This window comes from uncultured Thiothrix sp. (assembly GCF_937876535.1).
Taxonomy (GTDB): domain Bacteria; phylum Pseudomonadota; class Gammaproteobacteria; order Thiotrichales; family Thiotrichaceae; genus Thiolinea.
This window is the reverse complement of the sequence record NZ_CALFHZ010000007.1, coordinates 133,463-153,041: the sequence shown is the minus strand read 5'-3', so window position 1 is coordinate 153,041 and position 19,579 is coordinate 133,463. Positions and strand designations below refer to the sequence as shown.

The 19,579-nt window shown below is 45.6% G+C and carries 19 protein-coding genes; 9 read left to right on the top strand and 10 right to left on the bottom strand.

The annotated features are described in order from the left end of the window. Window positions 1-49 precede the first annotated feature (49 nt). Genes mrcB through tsaB form a run of 4 tightly spaced genes read left to right on the top strand, consistent with a single transcriptional unit; the run spans window position 50 to window position 6,065 of the window. The gene (gene mrcB / locus Q0230_RS04270; RefSeq protein ID WP_298608515.1) at window positions 50-2,581 is read left to right on the top strand and encodes a penicillin-binding protein 1B; all 2,532 of its coding nucleotides are present in this window, start codon (window positions 50-52) and stop codon (window positions 2,579-2,581) included. Next, window positions 2,582-3,388, top strand: a complete 807-nt coding sequence (locus Q0230_RS04265; RefSeq protein ID WP_298608513.1) for a M48 family metallopeptidase — start codon at window positions 2,582-2,584, stop codon at window positions 3,386-3,388. It begins immediately after the preceding gene. An 18-nt stretch (window positions 3,389-3,406) separates the two neighbouring features. Then, window positions 3,407-5,386, top strand: coding sequence for an ATP-dependent DNA helicase (locus Q0230_RS04260; RefSeq protein ID WP_298608511.1), 1,980 nt, complete (start codon window positions 3,407-3,409; stop codon window positions 5,384-5,386). Further along, window positions 5,367-6,065 (top strand): tRNA (adenosine(37)-N6)-threonylcarbamoyltransferase complex dimerization subunit type 1 TsaB, encoded by a 699-nt coding sequence (gene tsaB, locus Q0230_RS04255; RefSeq protein ID WP_298608509.1) that lies wholly within the window; start codon window positions 5,367-5,369, stop codon window positions 6,063-6,065. The genes Q0230_RS04260 and tsaB overlap by 20 nt, the downstream gene beginning before the upstream one ends. On the opposite strand, the gene recJ is transcribed toward tsaB, so the two are convergent. Further along, on the bottom strand, window positions 6,062-7,834 hold the full coding sequence (recJ, locus tag Q0230_RS04250) for a single-stranded-DNA-specific exonuclease RecJ (RefSeq protein ID WP_298608507.1): 1,773 nt from the start codon (window positions 7,832-7,834) through the stop codon (window positions 6,062-6,064). The two genes, tsaB and recJ, sit on opposite strands and share 4 nt — an antisense overlap. 164 nt (window positions 7,835-7,998) lie before the next feature. Here recJ and Q0230_RS04245 point away from each other — a divergent pair, with 164 nt between their 5' ends. Beyond that, window positions 7,999-8,922, top strand: coding sequence for a DMT family transporter (locus tag Q0230_RS04245; protein WP_298608505.1), 924 nt, complete (start codon window positions 7,999-8,001; stop codon window positions 8,920-8,922). Between the two features lie 3 nt (window positions 8,923-8,925). Here Q0230_RS04245 and yciA read toward each other — a convergent pair whose 3' ends face one another. Next, complete coding sequence (yciA, locus tag Q0230_RS04240; RefSeq protein ID WP_298608503.1) at window positions 8,926-9,327, bottom strand: acyl-CoA thioester hydrolase YciA; 402 nt, start codon at window positions 9,325-9,327, stop codon at window positions 8,926-8,928. A gap of 132 nt (window positions 9,328-9,459) precedes the next feature. Here yciA and Q0230_RS04235 point away from each other — a divergent pair, with 132 nt between their 5' ends. Both Q0230_RS04235 and Q0230_RS04230 read left to right on the top strand, forming a co-directional pair. Next, the gene (locus tag Q0230_RS04235) at window positions 9,460-10,662 is read left to right on the top strand and encodes a DUF1343 domain-containing protein (RefSeq protein ID WP_298608501.1); all 1,203 of its coding nucleotides are present in this window, start codon (window positions 9,460-9,462) and stop codon (window positions 10,660-10,662) included. Between the two features lie 10 nt (window positions 10,663-10,672). Next, the gene (locus tag Q0230_RS04230) at window positions 10,673-11,002 is read left to right on the top strand and encodes a multidrug efflux SMR transporter (RefSeq protein WP_298608499.1); all 330 of its coding nucleotides are present in this window, start codon (window positions 10,673-10,675) and stop codon (window positions 11,000-11,002) included. 165 nt (window positions 11,003-11,167) lie between these two features. Here Q0230_RS04230 and Q0230_RS04225 read toward each other — a convergent pair whose 3' ends face one another. Then, entirely contained in the window at window positions 11,168-12,166 is a 999-nt protein-coding gene (locus tag Q0230_RS04225) for a class I SAM-dependent methyltransferase (protein ID WP_298608496.1), read from the bottom strand. A 356-nt stretch (window positions 12,167-12,522) separates the two neighbouring features. On the opposite strand from Q0230_RS04225, the gene uvrC reads away from it, so the two are divergent. Both uvrC and pgsA read left to right on the top strand, forming a co-directional pair. Beyond that, window positions 12,523-14,349 (top strand): excinuclease ABC subunit UvrC, encoded by a 1,827-nt coding sequence (gene uvrC, locus Q0230_RS04220; protein ID WP_298608493.1) that lies wholly within the window; start codon window positions 12,523-12,525, stop codon window positions 14,347-14,349. A gap of 9 nt (window positions 14,350-14,358) precedes the next feature. Continuing rightward, window positions 14,359-14,916: a CDP-diacylglycerol--glycerol-3-phosphate 3-phosphatidyltransferase gene (gene pgsA, locus Q0230_RS04215; protein ID WP_298608491.1), complete on the top strand. Its 558-nt coding sequence runs from the start codon at window positions 14,359-14,361 to the stop codon at window positions 14,914-14,916. Window positions 14,917-14,965: 49 nt separating this feature from the next. On the opposite strand, the gene Q0230_RS04210 is transcribed toward pgsA, so the two are convergent. The 7 genes from Q0230_RS04210 to Q0230_RS04180 form a co-directional block, all read right to left on the bottom strand. Beyond that, window positions 14,966-15,703 (bottom strand): hypothetical protein, encoded by a 738-nt coding sequence (locus Q0230_RS04210; protein WP_298608489.1) that lies wholly within the window; start codon window positions 15,701-15,703, stop codon window positions 14,966-14,968. A 12-nt stretch (window positions 15,704-15,715) separates the two neighbouring features. Next, window positions 15,716-15,841, bottom strand: coding sequence for a hypothetical protein (locus tag Q0230_RS04205; protein ID WP_298608487.1), 126 nt, complete (start codon window positions 15,839-15,841; stop codon window positions 15,716-15,718). A 23-nt stretch (window positions 15,842-15,864) separates the two neighbouring features. Beyond that, the gene (locus Q0230_RS04200; RefSeq protein ID WP_298608485.1) at window positions 15,865-17,571 is read right to left on the bottom strand and encodes an OmpA family protein; all 1,707 of its coding nucleotides are present in this window, start codon (window positions 17,569-17,571) and stop codon (window positions 15,865-15,867) included. Window positions 17,572-17,735: 164 nt separating this feature from the next. Continuing rightward, the gene (locus tag Q0230_RS04195) at window positions 17,736-18,161 is read right to left on the bottom strand and encodes a rhodanese-like domain-containing protein (RefSeq protein ID WP_298608484.1); all 426 of its coding nucleotides are present in this window, start codon (window positions 18,159-18,161) and stop codon (window positions 17,736-17,738) included. Window positions 18,162-18,199: 38 nt separating this feature from the next. Next, complete coding sequence (locus Q0230_RS04190; protein WP_298608482.1) at window positions 18,200-18,469, bottom strand: succinate dehydrogenase assembly factor 2; 270 nt, start codon at window positions 18,467-18,469, stop codon at window positions 18,200-18,202. After that, window positions 18,469-18,702 (bottom strand): succinate dehydrogenase assembly factor 2, encoded by a 234-nt coding sequence (locus tag Q0230_RS04185; RefSeq protein ID WP_298608480.1) that lies wholly within the window; start codon window positions 18,700-18,702, stop codon window positions 18,469-18,471. Before Q0230_RS04185 ends, Q0230_RS04190 begins: the two co-directional genes overlap by 1 nt. A gap of 80 nt (window positions 18,703-18,782) precedes the next feature. Then, window positions 18,783-19,565: a succinate dehydrogenase iron-sulfur subunit gene (locus Q0230_RS04180; RefSeq protein WP_298608477.1), complete on the bottom strand. Its 783-nt coding sequence runs from the start codon at window positions 19,563-19,565 to the stop codon at window positions 18,783-18,785. Between the last annotated feature and the right edge of the window lie 14 nt (window positions 19,566-19,579).

Sequence of the window (19,579 nt, the reverse complement as noted above, 5' to 3'; positions counted from 1 at the left end):
ATGAAGCGAGTCAAATTTAGCATAGTTGCACATTAAGCAGGATAGCACCTTGACTCAGGAATCCAATCAGAATCCGCCCGCAGTAGTAAAAACATCAAAGACTGCTTGGTGGCTCTTCCCCGTGAAAGGAATCGGATTTTTTATGGCTCTCTTTGGGCGGGTTTTCCGCATTGTTCTTATTGTTGGTTTAGTTTTAGGCGTATTAGCGTTAGTTGTATATTCAATGCAACTAGACGAAATTGTACGTAAACAGTTCGAAGGACGACGTTGGGCTTTGCCTGCCCGTGTATTTGCTCGACCTTTAGAATTATTCAATGGACAACAACTCTATGCAGATCACCTTGAGCAAGAGTTAAAATTACTCAGCTATGTTCAGGTTGATAAAGCTCCTACTGAGACAGGGCAGTACTATCGTAAGGGTGATGATTTTCAGGTCATTACACGTGGCTTCCAATTTGCAGAAGATGTAGAGCCACCTCGAAGTATTAAAGTTAGCCTTGCGCGTGGCAAAGTTACCTCCCTTGCTTTAGCGAATAAAGAAGCACTGCCGGTCATGCGGGTGGAGCCTGTGCTGATTGGCAATTTCTACCCTAGCCAGAATGAAGACCGCGTTTTAGTCCGTATTAAAGATGTCTCGCCGCTGTTAATTAATGGCCTCCTATCCGTCGAGGATAAGAAATTCTATGAACATCAGGGTGTGAACCCGATGGCGATTGCCCGTGCGATGGTAACTAATCTCAAAGCGGGTCAGACTGTGCAAGGGGGTAGTACTATCACCCAGCAGTTGGTGAAAAACTTCTATCTCACCAACGAGCGTAGTTGGGAACGTAAGCTGAAAGAAGCGCTGATGGCTTTGCTTTTAGAGCTGCATTACAACAAACAGGAAATTCTCGAGGCTTATTTAAATGAAATCTATTTGGGGCAAGATGGCTCGCGGGCGATTCATGGCTTTGGCTTAGCCGCGCAGTTCTATTTCAATCGCCCCATCCGTGAACTGAAATCCGATCAAATTGCTCTTTTGATTGGTTTAGCTAAAGGTGCTGCTTTTTATGACCCTCGTCGTTTCCCTGAGCGTGCTTTAGAACGCCGCAATGTAGTCTTGACGGTTATGGAGCAAGAAGGTGTGCTGACGGCTGCTGAAGGTGCAGAAGCACGTCAACGGCCTTTAGGTGTGAGTGAGCATCGCCCCTCTGGTGCAAGTCCTTTCCCAGCCTATTTAGATTTGGTGCGTACTCAGTTGCAACGTGATTACCGTGAAGAAGATTTGCGTTCTGAAGGTTTGCTAATCTTTACTTCAATGGATCCGATTGTACAGCTAATGGCTGAGCAAATTGTCATTAAACGCGTGCAACAATTAGAGCGTGCTAATCGTATTCCGAAAAATAAACTTAGCGGCTCCATGATTATTAGCACTGTCCAAGGTGGTGAAGTTATTGCTTTGGTTGGTGGTTTAGATGTGCGTTATCCCGGTTATAACCATGCCTTAATTGCCCAACGGCAAATTGGTTCTTTGGTAAAGCCCGCAATTTATTTGGCGGCCTTTGAGAACAAAGGTAAGTATGGTTCGCTCGGTGATCGTGTAAGTGATGGGCCAGTGACGGTAAAAATAGGACGTAATAAGTATTGGCAACCTGGTAACTATGACCAACGCTTCACCGGCACGATGACTGTGATGCAGGCTTTAATGATGTCCAGGAACACACCTGCAGTACGGGTTGGGGTAGAGGTTGGTTTAGATAAAGTGATTAAGACTTTGGGTGATTTAGGGATTAAGAAAGAAATTCCAGCTTATCCCGCTATCTTGTTAGGTGCTTTGGAATTGTCGCCCTTTGAAGTACAACAGATGTACCAAACCCTTGCGGCTAATGGTTCTTACTCACCCTTAAAGTCGATTCGCAGTGTAATGAATGTCTCTAATGGCAAAACGCTGACCCGCTATCCGCTAACAGTCCAACAAGTGGCACGCCCTGAGTCGGTGGAAATGCTTAACTTTGGTTTACATCAAGTGACTACCAATGGAACCGCAAAAGCCTTGCAAGGTGTATTGCCAAGTTGGAAAGATGTAGCTGGCAAAACCGGTACGACGAATGATAAGAAAGATAGCTGGTTTGCAGGTTTTTCAGGCCAGCATGTGATGACTGTTTGGGTAGGGCGTGATGATAGTAAACCAACTAATATGACTGGCGGTACCGGTGCTTTGAAGGTATGGGCGGATATGATGAAAGTCATGCCTTCACAACCACTTAAAGTCGGCCAGTCTTCGCGCTTAGTCTGGGTCGATGTCGACGCTGCGACTGGCTTATTATTTAATCCAGCTTGTGGTAAGTCGGTAAGAATGCCATTTATTCGTGGTACACAACCGCAGAAAATTAGTTATTGTGCTGAGCCACAGTTAGAAGCACCGGCTTCTGAAACCGGTGCACCGGCTCCTCAAGTAAGACCGGCAGCGCCTGCACCGCAAGTTGCTCCACGTCCTGCGCCAGCACCACGTCCTGCACCGCAAGCTGCTCCGCGTCCCGCTCCTGCCGCTAATGGTGGAACTTGGGTCGACGATCTGATGAACAACTCTGGGAATCGATAAATGATGTCAATAAATCATTCTAAAAGCGTTTTAGCTTACGCTCCGTTAGTTCTAGTTATGCTTGGTCTAGCGGGCTGTGCGCCTGCTTTGCCACCCGAGCCTATTTATGCAGCTCCTCCGCAAGCCATGCCGTTAACGCCTATGCCCCAGCAGTTGCCTCAACCGATTCCTCAGCCAATGCCACCAGTGCAACAGCCACCACGTCAGCAAAGCTATAATCCACCACCTACTGTGACACCGATTGAAGCACGCACCAAAATTGTAGCTGAATCCTTACCAGAGCCAAGTGCTCCCAAAAAATCGGCAGGTCCTTCAGTCACTTATATTCCTGAGCAACAACCTGTATCTAGTGCTCAAACTAGTACCCAAAAGCCTGCGGGTGTTCCTTTCTGGGATCAAGGTAAAGTTCAAGTAGAAGTGATGGATTTGCCAGTGGAAAAACAGCCTGCTCCCACTGTAAATACCACTGTACCACCCCAAACGGGTTTGGGCACTACGCAAAACAGTATGCCGACTAGCTCCAGTTCAAGTAGTAGTGCACAAACCACAACTAGCTCGCCTGCGGTCGCTGTCTTACTAAAACAAGCGAATAACGAGCTGAGTGTTGGCAAGGCTGATCGTGCTGCAACGACTTTAGAACGTGCTTTACGCATTGCGCCCAATGATGCCAACTTGTGGCTGCGCTTAGCAGAGGTGAATGAGCAACTGGGTAATAAATCGCAAGCTTCCTCAATGGCGAGAAAGGCTTTAGATTTAGCGCCAGATGATGCGGCTCTGCGTTTACGTGCCCAACGTTTGACCAATTAGTTTAGAGGAGAGCGGGTGGTGAGCACAGATTCTGAGCAGCCCGCTTTAGCTTGGCTTGAAGAAGGCGGTGCCTTAGCGCAAAGCCTTGAAGGTTTCCAGCCGCGCCCACAGCAGCAGGCAATGGCTAAAGCTATTACTGAGTTATTAGCGGGTGAAGGCGTCTTAGTGGTCGAAGCGGGTACCGGTGTTGGGAAAACTTTTGCCTATTTAATTCCTACTCTGGCTTCAGGCGAACGTGTGATCCTGTCTACTGGTAGTAAGACTCTACAAGATCAGCTCTTCTTCAAAGATTTGCCGGTGGTCTGTGAGGCACTCAAACTTCCACTCAAAGCAGCTCTGTTAAAAGGGCGCGCAAATTACCTTTGCTTACAGCGATTAGAGCTAACTTTAGAAGAGGGTCGGTTCACGGATCGGCGCGAAATCGGCTGGATCAGGCGCTTAGAAAGCTGGAGCCGCCTTACCGAAACCGGCGATATAGCTGAAATGACCGCGATTCCACATGATGCGGAAGTATGGCCTAAAGTTACTTCAACCCTTGAAAACTGTGCTGGCTTAGAGTGTGAGTATTATAGCGATTGCTTTGTTGCCAAAGCACGCCGCAAAGCTCAAGAAGCGGATGTAGTCGTCGTCAATCATCATCTCTTTTTTGCTGATATGGCTTTAAAAGAAGAGGGCTTTGGTGAGTTGCTGCCGGCTGCGGATGTGATTGTTTTGGATGAAGCGCATCAACTACCTGAAATTGCTTCAAGCTTTTTTAGTGAAACCATCAGTAGTCGCCAGCTCCAAGAATGGTCACGTGATACTTTGGCTGAGTTTCTAGTCAATGCTAAAGATATGCCGCAGTTGCGTGATAAGTTAAGCCAGCTAGATAAAGCCGTTTTAGATTTACGTTTAGTCATGGATGCACCAGGACAACGTTCTTCGTGGCTGATGATGCGTGATCGCCCGGGGATTATTGAACACACCAATGCCTTGCTGGAAGTAATGCAAGAGTTAGAAGCCCTGCTGGTTGAAATTGTTGAGCGCAGCAAAGGTTTAGAGCTTTGCCATGAGCGTTTGGTAGAGTTACGCGAGCGCTTGTCGCGAATGCAAATACCGCAAACGGATGTGATTCAATGGTTTGAAACCTTTACCCGTAGCTTTAGTTTGACTGCCACCCCATTAGATATTGCCGCACCCTTACAACGCTGCATGGAAACTTTGCCTTGTCGTTGGGTGATGACTTCCGCCACTTTAGCGGTCGGCGACTCTTTTGAACATTTCACCAAACGCTTAGGTATTAAACAAGCGGCTACCCTAAAACTCGATAGCCCGTTTGATTATTGGCATCATGCTCTGATGTATTTACCGACGGGTTTACCAGAGCCACAGCAAGCCGATTTTGTGGAGAAAATGGTCGCTGCGGCTATTCCAGTGATTAAAGCCTGCGGTGGGCGTACTTTTATGCTCTTCACCAGTTATCGAGCTATGCACGAAGCGGCTGAATTACTCGAGGGTGAATTTGATTACCCGATGCTGATTCAAGGTGAGTCACCACAACGTGAAATGATTGATAAATTCCGTGAGCTAGGCAATGCGGTCTTGTTGGGTACAGCAAGTTTTTGGGAAGGAGTTGATGTGCGCGGCGAAGCTTTAAGTTGCGTGATTATTGATAAACTGCCCTTTGCAGCGCCGAATGATCCCGTTTTAGAAGCACGCTTGGAAACTTTGCGGCGTGAAGGCGGCAATCCTTTTGCGGACTATCAATTACCACAAGCGGTTATTGCCTTAAAACAAGGAGTAGGGCGCTTGATTCGTGATCAAGAAGACCGTGGCCTTTTGATGATTTGTGATGCCCGCTTGCGTACACGTCGCTATGGCTCTGTGTTTTTAGATAGTTTGCCACGGATGCCGCGTACCCAAAAACTGGAAGTTGTCGAACGCTTTTTCTCAGCACAACCCTTAAAACTACCTTCTACCCCCAACTTGAACGAAACTCATGCCCCTATTAGCCCTTGATACTTCTAGTGATGCTTGTTCAGCCGCTGTGCTAACGAGTGAAGCTTGTTTCACTGCGTTTGAACTGACCCCACGCGCGCATACGCAATTAATTTTGCCGATGGTGGAGTCAGTCTTAAAGCAAGCACATTTAGAATTAGCCCAGTTGGATGCCATTGCTTTTGGACGTGGGCCAGGTGCTTTTACTGGAGTACGGATTGCTACAGGAGTTGCGCAGGGCTTGGCCTTAGCAGCGAATACATTGGTTTTACCTATCTCAACTTTAGCGGCTCTAGCACAGCAGGCTTATCAACAATTACAAGCAGAGAAAATCCTGGTGGCTTTAGACGCCCGCATGGGGGAGGTTTATTGGGGTGTATTTCAAGTACTAGCTGGACAGGTACAGTTGCAGGCAGAAGAGCAAGTTCTAACCCCTAATGCAATTGACTTACCTAAAGATTCAGGCTGGATTGCAGTTGGGAATGGCTGGTCAGCTTATCCTGAATTGGCAGAACGAGCCTCCGACTTAGTCACCGCTACTTATGCAGATTGGCTACCTTCAGCAGAATTTATTGCCCAACTCGCTTGGCAAGACTATCAAGCGGGGCTAGCCATTCCTGCGGAACAAGCACAGCCAATTTATTTAAGAAATAAAATTGCCCAAACTACCCAAGAGCGGCTTGCACTGAAAGCGAGTTAAGCAGCAAGATCTTTTTTAGGTACGACATAAGAGACCATAAGTTGCAAAGAGCGCTCATTGCGGTATTCATTCACACTCAATTTGTAAATTAACTTTACACGTTCACCCTCCGCAGGCCATTGGCGCAAATCGGCAAAGAAATGCATAGCTGTTACTGCTGAAACTAGGCTCGGTTCGGCATAAATCGGAATGAGGGTAGCACGCACATGCAAGTCTTTGAGAATTTGGATTTTTTTGATCTCAAATTCACCTTCAAATTGCGGCTCAGGGAACCATTGTCCCCAAGGGGCTAAAGCGTGTAATTGCTCAGCAGTGCTTAGGTTCAATTCTTGTGGATTGAGGCTACCATCAGTATAAATAGTTTCGCGGAAAGTATCGGGTTTAGTCTGCCGATTCACCGCAGCAATGATACTGGTTTGGAATTGCTTGAAATGTTCCGGAAGTAAGGTTAAGCCAGCAGCCATCGCATGCCCACCGAAGCGCTGGATCATGCCTGGATGCTGGGTTGCCACTTCATCAATTAAATCACGTAAATGTAAGCCTTCAATACACCGTCCAGAACCTTTCAGCAATCCATCTTCAGAATTGGCAAATATAATCACGGGGCGGTGATAGCGATCTTTAATGCGCGAGGCCAAAATGCCAACGACACCTTCATGCCAGTCTGCATGATGCAGGCACATAATCGGTGGTAAATTAGCATTTCGCTCAAAACCTAAGGATTGCATGATGCGTTCGGCATCTTCTTTCATATCAGATTCAATCTGGCGGCGATCATGATTCAGGCTATCTAATTGCAAGGCTAAACGTGCGGCTTCCTTGGGGTCATCGGTTAATAAGCAGCGAATGCCAACCGCCATATCTGCCAAACGCCCTGCCGCATTCAAGCGAGGGCCACAGGCAAACCCGAAATCACTGCTTACCACCCGTTTCGGGTCTTTCTTCGCTACCGTAAGGAGTGCTTGAATGCCTGCATGCGCAGCACCTGAGCGAATCCGCCGCAAGCCTTGCTCCACTAAAATACGATTATTCGCATCTAGGGGGACAACATCCGCCACTGTGCCTAAAGCCACTAAATCTAGCAGGCTCACTATATTGGGTTCAGGTAGGTTTTGTTTAGCGAAATGGCCTTGGGCAATCAGTTCTTGTTTTAAGGCGAGCATCACATAAAAAGCGACCCCGACTCCGGCTAAAGCTTTGGAAGGGAATTGATCTTCTGGCTGATTTGGGTTGACCATCACATGGCTAGCGGGTAGTTGCTGGCCGGGTAAATGATGATCGGTAATGAGGGTTTTAATGCCTAAAGCATGTGCAGCTTCAACCCCTTCAATGCTAGAGACCCCATTATCTACCGTCATCAAGAGCCACGGTTGATAAGCTTGGGCTAATGCCACAATCGCTGGAGTTAAACCATAGCCATATTTAAAGCGGTCAGGGACTAGAAAATCAACGGCTTGATGTCCACACAGATGTAAAGCGCGAATACATAAAGCAGTCGCGGTCGCGCCATCCGCATCATAATCACCCACAATCAGGATTTGATGCTGATTGCTAATCGCTTCAGCCAATAATTGTGCAGCCGCTTTAACGTTTTTTAAGCTTGAAACGGGGTGCAATTGCTTTAAAACAAAGTTTAATTCGTCACTGTGGTTAATTCCGCGCGCGGCCAGAATACGCTTAATCAGCGGCGGATAGCTGCTGGAAGCGTCTTGCAAGATGGCGCCAGTATAAGGGCGTACTTCAATCTGTTTGGCTGCGAAATAAGACATAGTGAGTTTAAGTTAGGAAGGCTGTTTAAGTCTAACATGCGGCGAATCTTAGGTCTTGGCCTGATTCGCATGCACCATTATCTAGCATAAGGGCTGGAATTCTGCTGCTTGTCTGGCAAAACTAAGGGATAATCTGCAGCTTTGCTAATCACTGGAAGTTGCTCATGCCAAATACTCGCCAAGCACTAGATGGAAAAGCCATGGGGATTATGGTCTTACTGTGTATGCTGTGGGGTGTGCAACAATCGCACTTAAAAGCGGTTGTAGATGAGATTAGCCCGATGTTGTTAATTGCCTTACGTTCAGGCTTGAGTGCGCTATTGGTAGCTTTATTGATGCGTTATCGAAATGAACGCATGAATATCGCGCAAAACTGGAAACCCGGTTTAATTGTAGGTTTATTGTTTGCCGTTGAGTTCGTGTTTGTGGCGGAGGGTTTACGCCATACAGCCGCTTCACACATGATTGTTTTAGTTTATACCGCGCCCATTTTTGTGGCTTTAGGGATGCACTGGCTATTTCCTGCGGAGCGCTTGGCAGCGGTGCAATGGATTGGGGTGCTATTAGCTTTTGTCGGAATTGGCGTGACCTTCTTAGGGCATGATCAGCCCAGCACAGGGAGTAATATGCTCTGGGGCGATTTTCTGGGCTTATTAAGTGGTTTAGCTTGGGGCTTAACGACTTTAGTGGTGCGTGCTTCTAGTCTCGCCAATGCACCTGCCACGGAAACTTTACAGTATCAACTAGTGGCTACTTTTATTTTATTACTCATTCTGGCTTTTGTGATGGGGCAAGCTGAATTTAATCCTACTCCTGTGGTTTGGGCTAGTTTGGCCTTTCAGGGGATTTTAGTTTCTTTTGCGAGTTTTTTAATTTGGTTTGCTCTCCTGCGCCGCTATATGGCTGCCCAACTGGGTATTTTCTCCTTTTTAACACCGCTGTTTGGGGTTTTATTTGGAGTGATTTTATTGAATGAATCCTTAGAACTGCATTTTATGATAGGTGCGGGGATGGTGCTGTTGGGCTTGATAGTGGTGAGTGGGTATGGGTGGTTACAGCGCCGCACTGAGGAGCAGCGCAATGCCTAAGGTTTAACCTATTTTGAGTGGACGTTTCTGTCCGTGTTCATCAATCGCCACATAGACAAAATCAGCCTCTGTTACTTGAAATAAACCCGATTCTGGATCACGCCAAGCGGGTTTGACCCAAGTTTGCAGGTGAATCGTGAGAGAGGTCGTGCCGGTGTGGACTAGAGAACCATAACAGGCCACCACATCGCCCACTTTCACAGGGCGAATAAATTTCATGGCATTTACTGCAATCGTAGCAACGCGGCCTTGCGCCAATTCTTTAGCCATAATGCCGCCGGAAATATCCATTTGCGCCATAATCCAACCGCCGAAAATATCGCCATTCGGGTTGGTATCTGCAGGCATAGCGACAGTTCTTAGAAGTAGATGGCCTTTGGGTTGTAAGGTTTGGATTTCGTCCATAGTAAAGTCCTAGTGATTAAAGTTGTCATTTAATCAGTCTATCTAAACACAGCTATTCACTGCTCGCTAGGCTTGAGACGCTATTCCTTGTAAAGTACGCGCCTGATTTAAGGGCTAAATGATGAGGCTGTGATGCAGTTTGGAATTGATCGTTTTCTCGCAGAACCTAAATTAAGAACGGCTTTGCACGGTAAGCGTGTGGCTCTGCTGGCGCATCCTGCCTCAGTCACTGCCGATTTAACCCACTCTTTAGATGCTCTAGCAGCACTGGATGACATCAACTTAACGGCTGCTTTTGGCCCACAACACGGCATTAAAGGCGATAAACAAGACAATATGATGGAATCGCCAGATTTCGTCGACCCTAAGTACAAAATCCCAGTATTTAGTCTGTATGGGGAAGTGCGTCGCCCTACGCCTGCCATGCTTGATACCTTTGATGTTTTGCTAGTCGATTTGCAGGATTTAGGTTGCCGGATTTATACCTTTATCACTACCTTAGCTTATATTTTGGAAGCGGCTGCGCAAACTGGAAAATCGGTTTGGGTGTTAGATCGACCGAATCCGGCTGGGCGACCTGTCGAGGGCTTGAGCTTACGCAAAGGCTGGGAAAGCTTTGTCGGTGCAGCCCCAATGCCGATGCGGCATGGCATGACCATGGGCGAACTGGGGCAGTGGTTCATTGCTGAGTTCAAGCTCAATGTAGATTATCAAGTGATTAGCATGCAAGGCTGGCAACCCGAGTTAGGCGCAGGTTTCGGTTGGCCTTTAGGTGAACGCACCTGGATTAATCCTAGCCCGAATGCGCCCAATTTATTTATGGCGCGTTGCTATGCAGGGACTGTGATGCTAGAGGGTACAACTTTATCGGAGGGGCGTGGTACGACACGACCTTTAGAGTTATTTGGTGCACCCGATATTGATCCTAAAGCACTCTTGAAGCTGATGTATAAATTAGCGCCTAATTGGCTACAAGGTTGCCGCTTGCGTGAGTGTTGGTTTGAGCCGACTTTCCATAAGCATGTGGGCAAACTGTGTGCAGGCGTGCACATTCATGTGGAAGATGCGAGTTATCAGCATCAACTGTTCAGACCTTGGCGTATTCAAGCCTTAGCTTTCAAAGCTTTACGTTTATTAGACGCTGATTATCCTTTGTGGCGTGATTTCCCTTATGAATATGAGCTTGATAAGCTCGCGATTGATGTCATAAATGGTTCGCCCTTATTGCGTGAATGGGTGGATGATCCTGCGGCAACAGTAGCCGATTTAGAACATTTAGCAAGAGTCGATGAGCAAGCCTGGCTAGCGCAACGCCAGCCTTATCTACTGTATTAATTGAGGTTTTATGTCTTATTTTTATTTGGCGATTGCCATTCTGTCTGAAGTTGTTGCAACTAGTGCCTTAAGAAATTCGGCTGAATTTACCAAGCTATGGCCTACGCTTATTATGATTGCTGCTTATGGTAGTGCGTTTTATTTCATGACCTTAGCGTTGCGTACCATTCCCTTGGGGATTACGTATGCGATTTGGTCAGGACTAGGGATTGTGCTGATTAGCTTGGTTGGGGTAGTGTTTTATCATGAGCGCTTGGATTTACCAGCCGTGCTTGGCATGGGACTAATTATTGCTGGTGTGTTGGTGATTAATTTATTTTCGAAAATGGTAGTGCACTAAGTCTCAGCTATACCATGAGCCTTTAGGCATTTCACTCATATTTAAAATAAGCTTTTAAGATTGAAACTGATAGTTTAAACCTGTTTTGTTTGCAGAGCAGGGCAAAGCTTTTCAATTAAGAGCTTTATATTAACTACTACTACTACTACTAGCATGGATAGCGATTTAATTTTTCCTAATAATCAGATCCAAGCTAGATTGATAAAAGCCTTGATGAATTTTCGGACCTAGTTTGATTAGGAGTGACTCAAAAGGGTTTCTATCTTTTAAGCTCCATAAAATTTTTGTTAAAAAATTCCGACTTTTTAAGAAGTTTGTAAGGCTACTTATTACTTCAAGCTGCTCGGCTGGTTTCATGGTGAGTTCAAATTCGTGATAACTGACTCCTCGACCCCGCCTGAGAAAATCGAGCATCGAATCATCAGTAATTTCGTGATACAAACTAGAAAAAGGTTTGCGAGGACTGAAACGTGAGTACGCAAAAGCCAAATCATCCGGCAGCCATGAGTAAAATGGCAGGTGAGCAGTATGTTGATCGTAATACCATAAGCGATTAGGTGTATCCACCAAGCACCAAAAGCTACCCGTAGCGAGCATGTCCCAGGTGCTTTTCATGGCAAGCATGCGTTCACTGTGGGTCATATGTTCAAGGCAGGCGAAAAAAATAATAAAGTCAAAGTCTTGGCCTGCTAATAACTTATGTACTTCTGTGGAATTGGCAAGCAGAAACGCTACATCTAGGCCATACACTTCACAGCGTTTTTTAGCGACGATTAAGCTCTCTTCTACCACATCAAGCGCGGTCACTTTAGCACCTTGTTCGGCTAAGGCGACTGTTGAAACACCAGTACCACAACCTATTTCAAGAATTTTAGAGCCTGCCAAGGGGCGCACACTATTCAGCCAAGGAATCACACTAAGCCGAAAATGCTCAAGCCTTCCAGTTAGATGATCTTGCAAGTCTTCTTGACCTGCAGCAGAGGATAAATAGTTAGCATCACTATACCAAGCATCTTGCTGTATGAAGAAATGCGCCTTTAAGGAGGCTTCGATAATGGATAGGTTTTTTTTATCTAGGTATCTGAATCTAGAAGAAATATCTTTGGGGATTGGAGGGGTTAATAAAGGCTTTATAAGGTTTTTGATATTTATAGGCGTAGTCACATCTCTTCCTTGGTAATTTATCGTCTTTTCAATGGATTCTTTAGAGAAAAATCAACAAGACTCGTCATGTAAATCTAAGTGTTAGTTAAAATAAGTGCTTTGTATTTTAATTTACTAGTTAATTAATAAATTAAAGTTGGCAATTAATAAATGATAGTTAAATGAATGTTAAAGTGTTTAGTGCAGAATGATAGGCGGGTGAAATTTATATGTGAATGGCCGAAAAATATTGTATATATCCTAAGTGCTATTTCATTTAGCAAGCTAAGTTGTGTTCGCTCTTTTATGGCGGAGTATTTTCCCAAGTAAGTCATTAGGTTTTACCATTCCTAGCTTACCTGTGGCAAAATAGCTACATGCAAACCCCCAATGCTTTCGACTCTCAAGACTTCCTCAAGACCGTGCCGCATAAGCCTGGTGTGTATCGCATGTACGGCAAAAATGAGGAAATTCTTTATGTGGGCAAAGCTAAGGATCTGAAAAATCGAGTTTCAAGTTATTTTCGTTCAAAAGTAGCCAATTCACGCATCTATGCAATGGTGCAGCAAATTCAGCGAGTGGAGGTAACGATCACTACTACTGAAGCGGAAGCTTTGCTGCTAGAAAGTAATCTGATTAAACAGCATGCACCGCATTACAATATTCGCCTCAAGGATGGGAAGGGCTATCCGTATATCTATATTTCCAAACATGAGTACCCACGCATTCAATTTTATCGGGGTTCACGTAAAGAACCGGGGCAGTATTTTGGTCCATATCCCAGCTCAGGTGCGGTAAGCCAAACCTTACATCTAATGAAGCGTTTATTTAAGGCTCGCCAATGTGAGGATAGTTATTTCGCGAATCGTTCGCGGCCTTGTTTAGAGTATCAAATCAAGCGTTGTAGTGCGCCTTGTGTGGGGTTGATTGAAAAAGAGGAGTATGCCGATAGCATCCGTCATGCCGTGCAGTTTCTACAAGGGCATACCCAAGATGCGATTGATGAATTGATCGTCAAGATGGAGAAGTCGGCAGCGCAACTCAATTTTGAAAAAGCCGCTGAACAGCGCGATTTGATTGAGAGTCTTCGTCACATCTCTCAGCAGCAATACGTTACAGGCACCAGCGGTAATGTGGATGTAGTCGCGATTGCTACCGATGCAGGTTTAGCTAGCGTACAGGTCTTCACGATTCGCAATGGGCATAATTTGGGGAATCGTAACTTCTTTCCTGAATTGCCGGATGATGAAATCAAAACCGAGGAGATCTTAGAGAGTTTCCTCTCTCAATATTATTTGAATCACGATGTGCCGGGTGAGATTTTAGTTTCAGAGTTACCCGCAGAGCAGGCAGTCTTAGAGGATATGCTGACCCTCAAACAGGAGCGCAAAGTGGTAATTCGCCAGCCTCAACGGGGCGAGCGCACCAAATGGGTGGAAATGGCGATCCGTAATGCTGAGCAAGCTTTGCAAATGCAGATTGCTTCCAAAGCGGGCATGCGCCAGCGTTTATTTGCTTTGCAAGAGGCTTTAGGTTTAGATTCACCGCCAGCACGGATGGAGTGTTTTGATATAAGCCATACGATGGGTGAAGCGACGGTGGCTTCTTGTATCGTCTTTGGCATGGAAGGACCAATGAAATCAGAATATCGGCGTTACAATATCAATGGTATTCAAGCGGGTGATGATTATGCAGCGATGCATCAAGCGTTAACGCGGCGATTTCGTCGGGGTACTGAGCAGGATGGTAAACTGCCTGATATTCTGTTTATTGATGGCGGTAGTGGGCAAGTCAACCAAGCCTTAGATGTGCTGCAAAGCTTAGCGATCACCCACGTCAATGTGGTGGGGGTAGCAAAAGGAGAAGGGCGTAAACCCGGCTTAGAGACCTTGATTATTGAGAACAATACTGAGCGTCTTAATTTGCCCGAGCATTCACCAGCCTTGCATTTAGTGCAGCAGATTCGGGATGAAGCGCATCGTTTTGCCATTACTGGCCATCGAGCGAAACGGCAGAAAGCACGTACCCAATCCGCTTTAGAAGAGATTAATGGTTTAGGTAGTAAACGCCGCCAATTATTACTAAAGCAATTTGGTGGTTTACGTGCGATTGAGCGTGCGAGTGTTGAAGAGTTAGCGAAAGTGCCGGGAATTAGCGTGACCTTAGCACAAAAAATTTACGATAAATTTAATGGAGATCGGTAGTTGAAAAACATGAATCTACCCATCCTACTGACTTGGGTGCGGATTGCTTTTATTCCTTTACTGATCCTGTTTTTTTATCTTGATCGAACTTGGGCACCATTTGCGGCAGCTTTAGTCTTTGGTCTTGCGGGCTTAACGGACTGGGCTGATGGTTATTTAGCCCGTAAATGGCAGCAAGAGTCACGTTTCGGGGCTTTTCTGGATCCAGTCGCGGATAAGTTAATTGTCGCTGTGGCCATGCTGCTGATTGTTGAGCGTGAAGCTAATATTTGGTTCACCCTAGCGGGGATGATCATTATTGGGCGTGAGATTGTCATTTCTGCTTTACGCGAGTGGATGGCACAAGTAGGCTTACATGGGAAAGTAGCAGTCGCTTTTATTGGTAAACTGAAAACGACTTTCCAAATTATTGCGCTAATTTTCTTGCTTTATAACCAAGATTTATTTGGTTTCCTACCCATGCGTGAACTAGGGATTATTGCCTTAGTACTAGCAACGATTCTGACTTTGGTGTCAATGTTGCAGTATTTGCAAAGTGCTTTTGTAGCGACTCAAGAAGAAAAGTAGGAAAGTAAACAGCTCTTCAGGTTAAATTGAAGAGCTGTTTAAAGTGAAGTTAGGTGTTCCGACCAGAAATTAAGAAGTCTTGATATTCTTTCAAACGTTGCCAATTTTGTTTTGCAGCTAACTCCGCTTGATAAGGCCAAGATTTAGGCTCATGCAGCTTAAATTGACCGCCACCCGCGTCTAGAATCGCTTTTAAAGCATCTCGATCCATGGTGGCAAGTTTTGCATAGCTTTTAATACCAGCTTCATTCAGTAGTTTTTCAATTTTTGAGCCGATTCCTTCTAGTTTTTTCAAGTCGTCTACATGATCTTCATCTGGGATAACGATAGGCGCTACCGTGGGTTCAACCACTTGGGTGGCTTTAGGCGGCATTGATGGAGTTATCCGGCTTGGAAAAGCAGTGCTGCGCGTGTTATTTGAAGAGTTCGAGTTGGTACTAATAGTCTCATTATCACTACTACGACCTTTTAAGAGGCTACGTAGATCAGCCTCATAAGTTGTTTCTTGTTCCATTCTAGGCATTTGAGCGCTTACTGGCGGCGGATAGCTTGCAGTCGGGGAGCTTGTCCCAATTCGTGCGCGCATTTGTGCTACTGGGTCTAAAGGCTCCGACTCTGCTTGGTCTTCCACTACTAAAGTAGGTTTAACGGATTTCTTGCAACATAAGCCCATTTTTTTCAGCACATAACAGAGCAAAGCACCCAGTGCGAAACAGCCAATGAGTAATAATATAATCTCAAAGCTAGCTGTGCCGAAGGTGTAGGCGGAATTAGTCGTTTCGTTCACAGTCTAGATCCTTTAGTCATTGGATTTATTTTGTAGATAGCAGAATAAGAAGCCCAAGATAAAGGCAACGCCCAACATAACGGCTAGTTCTAAGCTAGCGTCACCCAGGTCAACACGGCTAGTCATATTTTCGAACATCAGTCGGTACTCCTATAGCCAAGTTATTTAATCGGCTTCACTTCAACGCGCCGGTTTTTATTACGACCTTCCTCAGTTTTATTAGTCACCCAAGGAGTCGTTTCACCTTTGGAGCTGGCTTCAACCTGATCCTTGGGTGCACCTCGCCTCACTAGCAAGGTACGAATGCGCTCAGCCCGCTGTAAGCCTAGCTTTTCATTAATATCAGCATCACCGACATTATCGGTATGCCCAATGATTTTCACCTTGGCTTGCGGGTTGGCTTTTAAGAAGCTTATTAAATCATCAAAGTACTCTTTGGTGCTATCTGCAAGCTCAGGTTTGCTTGAACGGAAGGGGAAATATAAGCGTGCTGAACTCACATTTTTTTTGTCAGCCGATTTTTCTAAATCGACAGTGATTTTATTGCTGTCATCCGTCTTAGCGGCTCGCTTCTCTTCTTTAGGTTCTGGCTTTGCGGTTTCTGCTGCAGGTTTATCTTCGGTAACTTCTTTTTCAGTGGTTACTTCGGGTTTTACTGCAGCCTCAGTAGGAGTAGGCTCAGGCTCTGTAGCTGCTTTAGTGGGCTTAGTGACAGGCACTCCTGTTGCCATGTCTGGATCTTTAGGATTAGGTTCTGCGGTGCTATTATTTTGTGCGACCGTTTCACCAGAGGATTTAGCATCTAAATAATCAGGTACACCATTTTTATTATGGTCTGCTGCATCGTTAAGTTTGCCGTCACTATTAGGATCAGGATTTTCCATTGCTGTCATAACACCATCATTATCATCATCGGTGTCGAGTGCATCTAAAACTCCGTCTTCATCAGTATCTTTTTTATCGGCTAATTCAATGCTATCTGGCACACCATCCCCATCCGAGTCAGTTAGGCTTGGATTAGTACCCGCTGCTTTTTCCTCACCATTACTGATGCCATCATGGTCGTCATCTAAGGTTGCCCAGCCACTATCTTTATCTAAATAGTCGGGAATGCCATCTTGATCACTGTCACGCGCATCAGCGACTGAGCCATCTTTATTTGGATCGACCGCTTCGTTCGAAGTTAAGTCACCATCGCCATCATCATCAGTATCTAAGGCATTAATAGTACCGTCATCATCGGTATCTAGGGGGGCTTCTGCAGGTTTATCGCCTAGCTCATCTTTGTCGCTGACTCCATCTTTATCTGAGTCTGACATATAAGGATCAAGACCGAGCTTTTTCTCTAGTTCATTTGGTACGCCATCTTTATCGCTATCATCAGTAGTCGTGGTGACTGGCTCAGTCGATGGTGCGGGTTCAAGTGCAGTCGTATCTTCTGTATTAGTCTTTTCTGGTTTTGCTGTTTCAGTCGTTTCAGCGGGCTTGGCTTCAATCGGTTCAGGTTTAGTCTCTGGTACAACTTTAGGTTCTGTAGAGGAATCAGCAGGTTTCTCTTCAGTTTGGGTAGCGGTAGTTACTGCTGGAGGAGTGCTTGCTTCTGTACTGTTTTCAGGCTTAGTTTCTGAACTGGGATTAATAGCAGCTAATTGAGTAGTGGTTGCTACAGGGAGATCGGCAACTTTATGGGCATCAGCATTAGTATCTGGGGTTTTCGCTGCTGGCTCTGAACCCTGCGATTCAGTGGCATTTTCAGCATGCGCTACGGGCGTACCGCAGAAGCCTTTGATATTACAAGCGTACCACCACCAACTGGCTAGACCCCATACACCAGCAAGAACTAGTACTACTAGCGCTTTTGCTTTCATTATTTTGATAACTCCTTTATGGTTTAGCTCAATCCCAGTACGGTTGGGTAAGCGTGATTCTAGTTAGCCATTGTCATGGCTAGTCACCCGCTACCCACTTCCTTGGATTCGGGTGACAGTTTAGCACTATAATTTTCGATAATTTTGATTTAGTCGCCTAAAACCTAACATTGTTCCCAAGGTAAACCATGAAAACGCCAACCGCCTAGAGTACTGCGATGATGCTGTTCGTCACGTTCGCCTTCAAAGCCCTCATTCACATGTAAAACTTTTTGAAAGCCTGCGGCAAGTAAGGCAGCTGCAGCATCTTGAGTACGCTTACCACTACGACAGCACAAAACGATGGCAGTTTCAGTTTTCGGGTCTAAGCCTTTAAAGCGCCCTAGTAATAAGCGCTCGACATCGCTCACGAAGTTGGGGTTTACATCCCAATCAGGTTCATCAATCCACGCAATATGGATAGAACCGATGGGGTGACCAACAAATAAATACTCCATAGATGAGCGTATATCGACTAGAACGCTGTTAGCAGGATTTTCCTGTAAATATTGATAAGCAGCAATAGGCGATAAGTCGATCAACTCAGCCATGAGTCTTCCTCTAAAATAATAATGAGTGTTTTGGATGATTAGCTAGGCGAGCGCATCAGCGTGAGAATAGCTACAATGCCCGGATCATTCGGTAGTTGTTTGCCCGCTAACCACTGCAAAATATCCTTATCAGCTGCACTTAGCAAGCGTTCGAATGCAAACTGATCACCCATTGCCAAAGAGGGATAGACGTTTTCCAGAAAGCTGAGTAAGGGTTTATTGAGTTCGGATTGTGTGCGATGGCAAGCCCAGCGTAGGCGTACTAAGCGTTCCTGCCATTGTTCTTCGGTTTGATTAAAGATGCCCATCAAGAGAGGGCGCGAATTTTAGCAGCTAAGGCCTGAAATGGTTCAGGGGTAGGCTCTATCTGAAAAATGATCCCAAACAGACTAGGATCTTGAAGTTCGAGTAATTCGTCAAAGCGCTGGATTTCTTCGGCATCAGCCTGCGGAAAATGATTGCTTAAGTAACGCTCCAGTACAAAATCTAATTCTTTCATACCACGCCGACAACGCAATTTATAGCGAGAGAGTTCGTTCATGCAGTCCACCTTTACTATCTGCAAAACCCTTCTCTTCCACACGAAAAGAAGGGCGCTAGAACGAGCCTAATTAAGCAAGCTTAATACAGGCGCTCTACCATCATTTTTTTCAGCTCGCCAATGGCTTTTGCTGGGTTCAAGCCTTTAGGGCAAGTATTGGTACAGTTCATGATGGTATGGCAACGATAGAGCTTGAATGGATCTTCAAGATTATCTAAGCGTTCACCCGTTGCTTCATCACGACTATCAATCACCCAACGATAAGCTTGTAGCAGCACGGATGGACCTAAATAACGGTCTCCATTCCACCAGTAACTTGGACAAGAAGTTGAACAGCTTGCACACAGAATACACTCATATAAACCATCGAGCTTTTTACGATCTTCTGGAGATTGTAAGCGCTCACGATCTTGTGGTGCAGGTGTTGAAGTCTGCATCCAAGGCTTAATCGAAGCATATTGTGCATAGAAGTGAGTCAAATCGGGCACTAGATCTTTTACCACTTCCATATGTGGCAGCGGGCTAATGGTAATGTCACCCGGAATATCTTCGATGGCTTTAATACAGGCTAAGGTATTTGAGCCACCAATATTCATCGCACATGAACCACAAATCCCTTCACGGCAAGAACGACGGAAGGTTAGGGTAGGATCAATCTCGTTTTTGATCTTTAACAGCGCATCCAAAACCATGGGTGCACAATCATCTAGATCAATCGGGAAGGTGTCCCAACGTGGATTTTGCCCACTATCAGGGTCATAACGATAGATCTTGAAGTTTTTCACACGGCTAGCACCGGTAGGTGTCGGCCAGGTTTTGCCTTCTTTAATGATCGAATTCGCGGGAAGTTTAAATTCAGCCATCTTCGTTACACTCC

What these genes read in the sequence shown, in the direction of transcription:
- Q0230_RS04265 (WP_298608513.1), top strand. Translation starts at nt 2,582, where the DNA reads ATGATGTCAATAAATCATTCTAAAAGCGTTTTAGCTTACGCTCCGTTA.
- tsaB (WP_298608509.1), top strand. Translation starts at nt 5,367, where the DNA reads ATGCCCCTATTAGCCCTTGATACTTCTAGTGATGCTTGTTCAGCCGCT.
- recJ (WP_298608507.1), bottom strand. Translation starts at nt 7,834, where the DNA reads ATGTCTTATTTCGCAGCCAAACAGATTGAAGTACGCCCTTATACTGGC.
- Q0230_RS04245 (WP_298608505.1), top strand. Translation starts at nt 7,999, where the DNA reads ATGCCAAATACTCGCCAAGCACTAGATGGAAAAGCCATGGGGATTATG.
- yciA (WP_298608503.1), bottom strand. Translation starts at nt 9,327, where the DNA reads ATGGACGAAATCCAAACCTTACAACCCAAAGGCCATCTACTTCTAAGA.
- Q0230_RS04235 (WP_298608501.1), top strand. Translation starts at nt 9,460, where the DNA reads ATGCAGTTTGGAATTGATCGTTTTCTCGCAGAACCTAAATTAAGAACG.
- Q0230_RS04230 (WP_298608499.1), top strand. Translation starts at nt 10,673, where the DNA reads ATGTCTTATTTTTATTTGGCGATTGCCATTCTGTCTGAAGTTGTTGCA.
- uvrC (WP_298608493.1), top strand. Translation starts at nt 12,523, where the DNA reads ATGCAAACCCCCAATGCTTTCGACTCTCAAGACTTCCTCAAGACCGTG.
- pgsA (WP_298608491.1), top strand. Translation starts at nt 14,359, where the DNA reads ATGAATCTACCCATCCTACTGACTTGGGTGCGGATTGCTTTTATTCCT.
- Q0230_RS04205 (WP_298608487.1), bottom strand. Translation starts at nt 15,841, where the DNA reads ATGTTCGAAAATATGACTAGCCGTGTTGACCTGGGTGACGCTAGCTTA.
- Q0230_RS04200 (WP_298608485.1), bottom strand. Translation starts at nt 17,571, where the DNA reads ATGAAAGCAAAAGCGCTAGTAGTACTAGTTCTTGCTGGTGTATGGGGT.
- Q0230_RS04195 (WP_298608484.1), bottom strand. Translation starts at nt 18,161, where the DNA reads ATGGCTGAGTTGATCGACTTATCGCCTATTGCTGCTTATCAATATTTA.
- Q0230_RS04190 (WP_298608482.1), bottom strand. Translation starts at nt 18,469, where the DNA reads ATGGGCATCTTTAATCAAACCGAAGAACAATGGCAGGAACGCTTAGTA.
- Q0230_RS04185 (WP_298608480.1), bottom strand. Translation starts at nt 18,702, where the DNA reads ATGAACGAACTCTCTCGCTATAAATTGCGTTGTCGGCGTGGTATGAAA.
- Q0230_RS04180 (WP_298608477.1), bottom strand. Translation starts at nt 19,565, where the DNA reads ATGGCTGAATTTAAACTTCCCGCGAATTCGATCATTAAAGAAGGCAAA.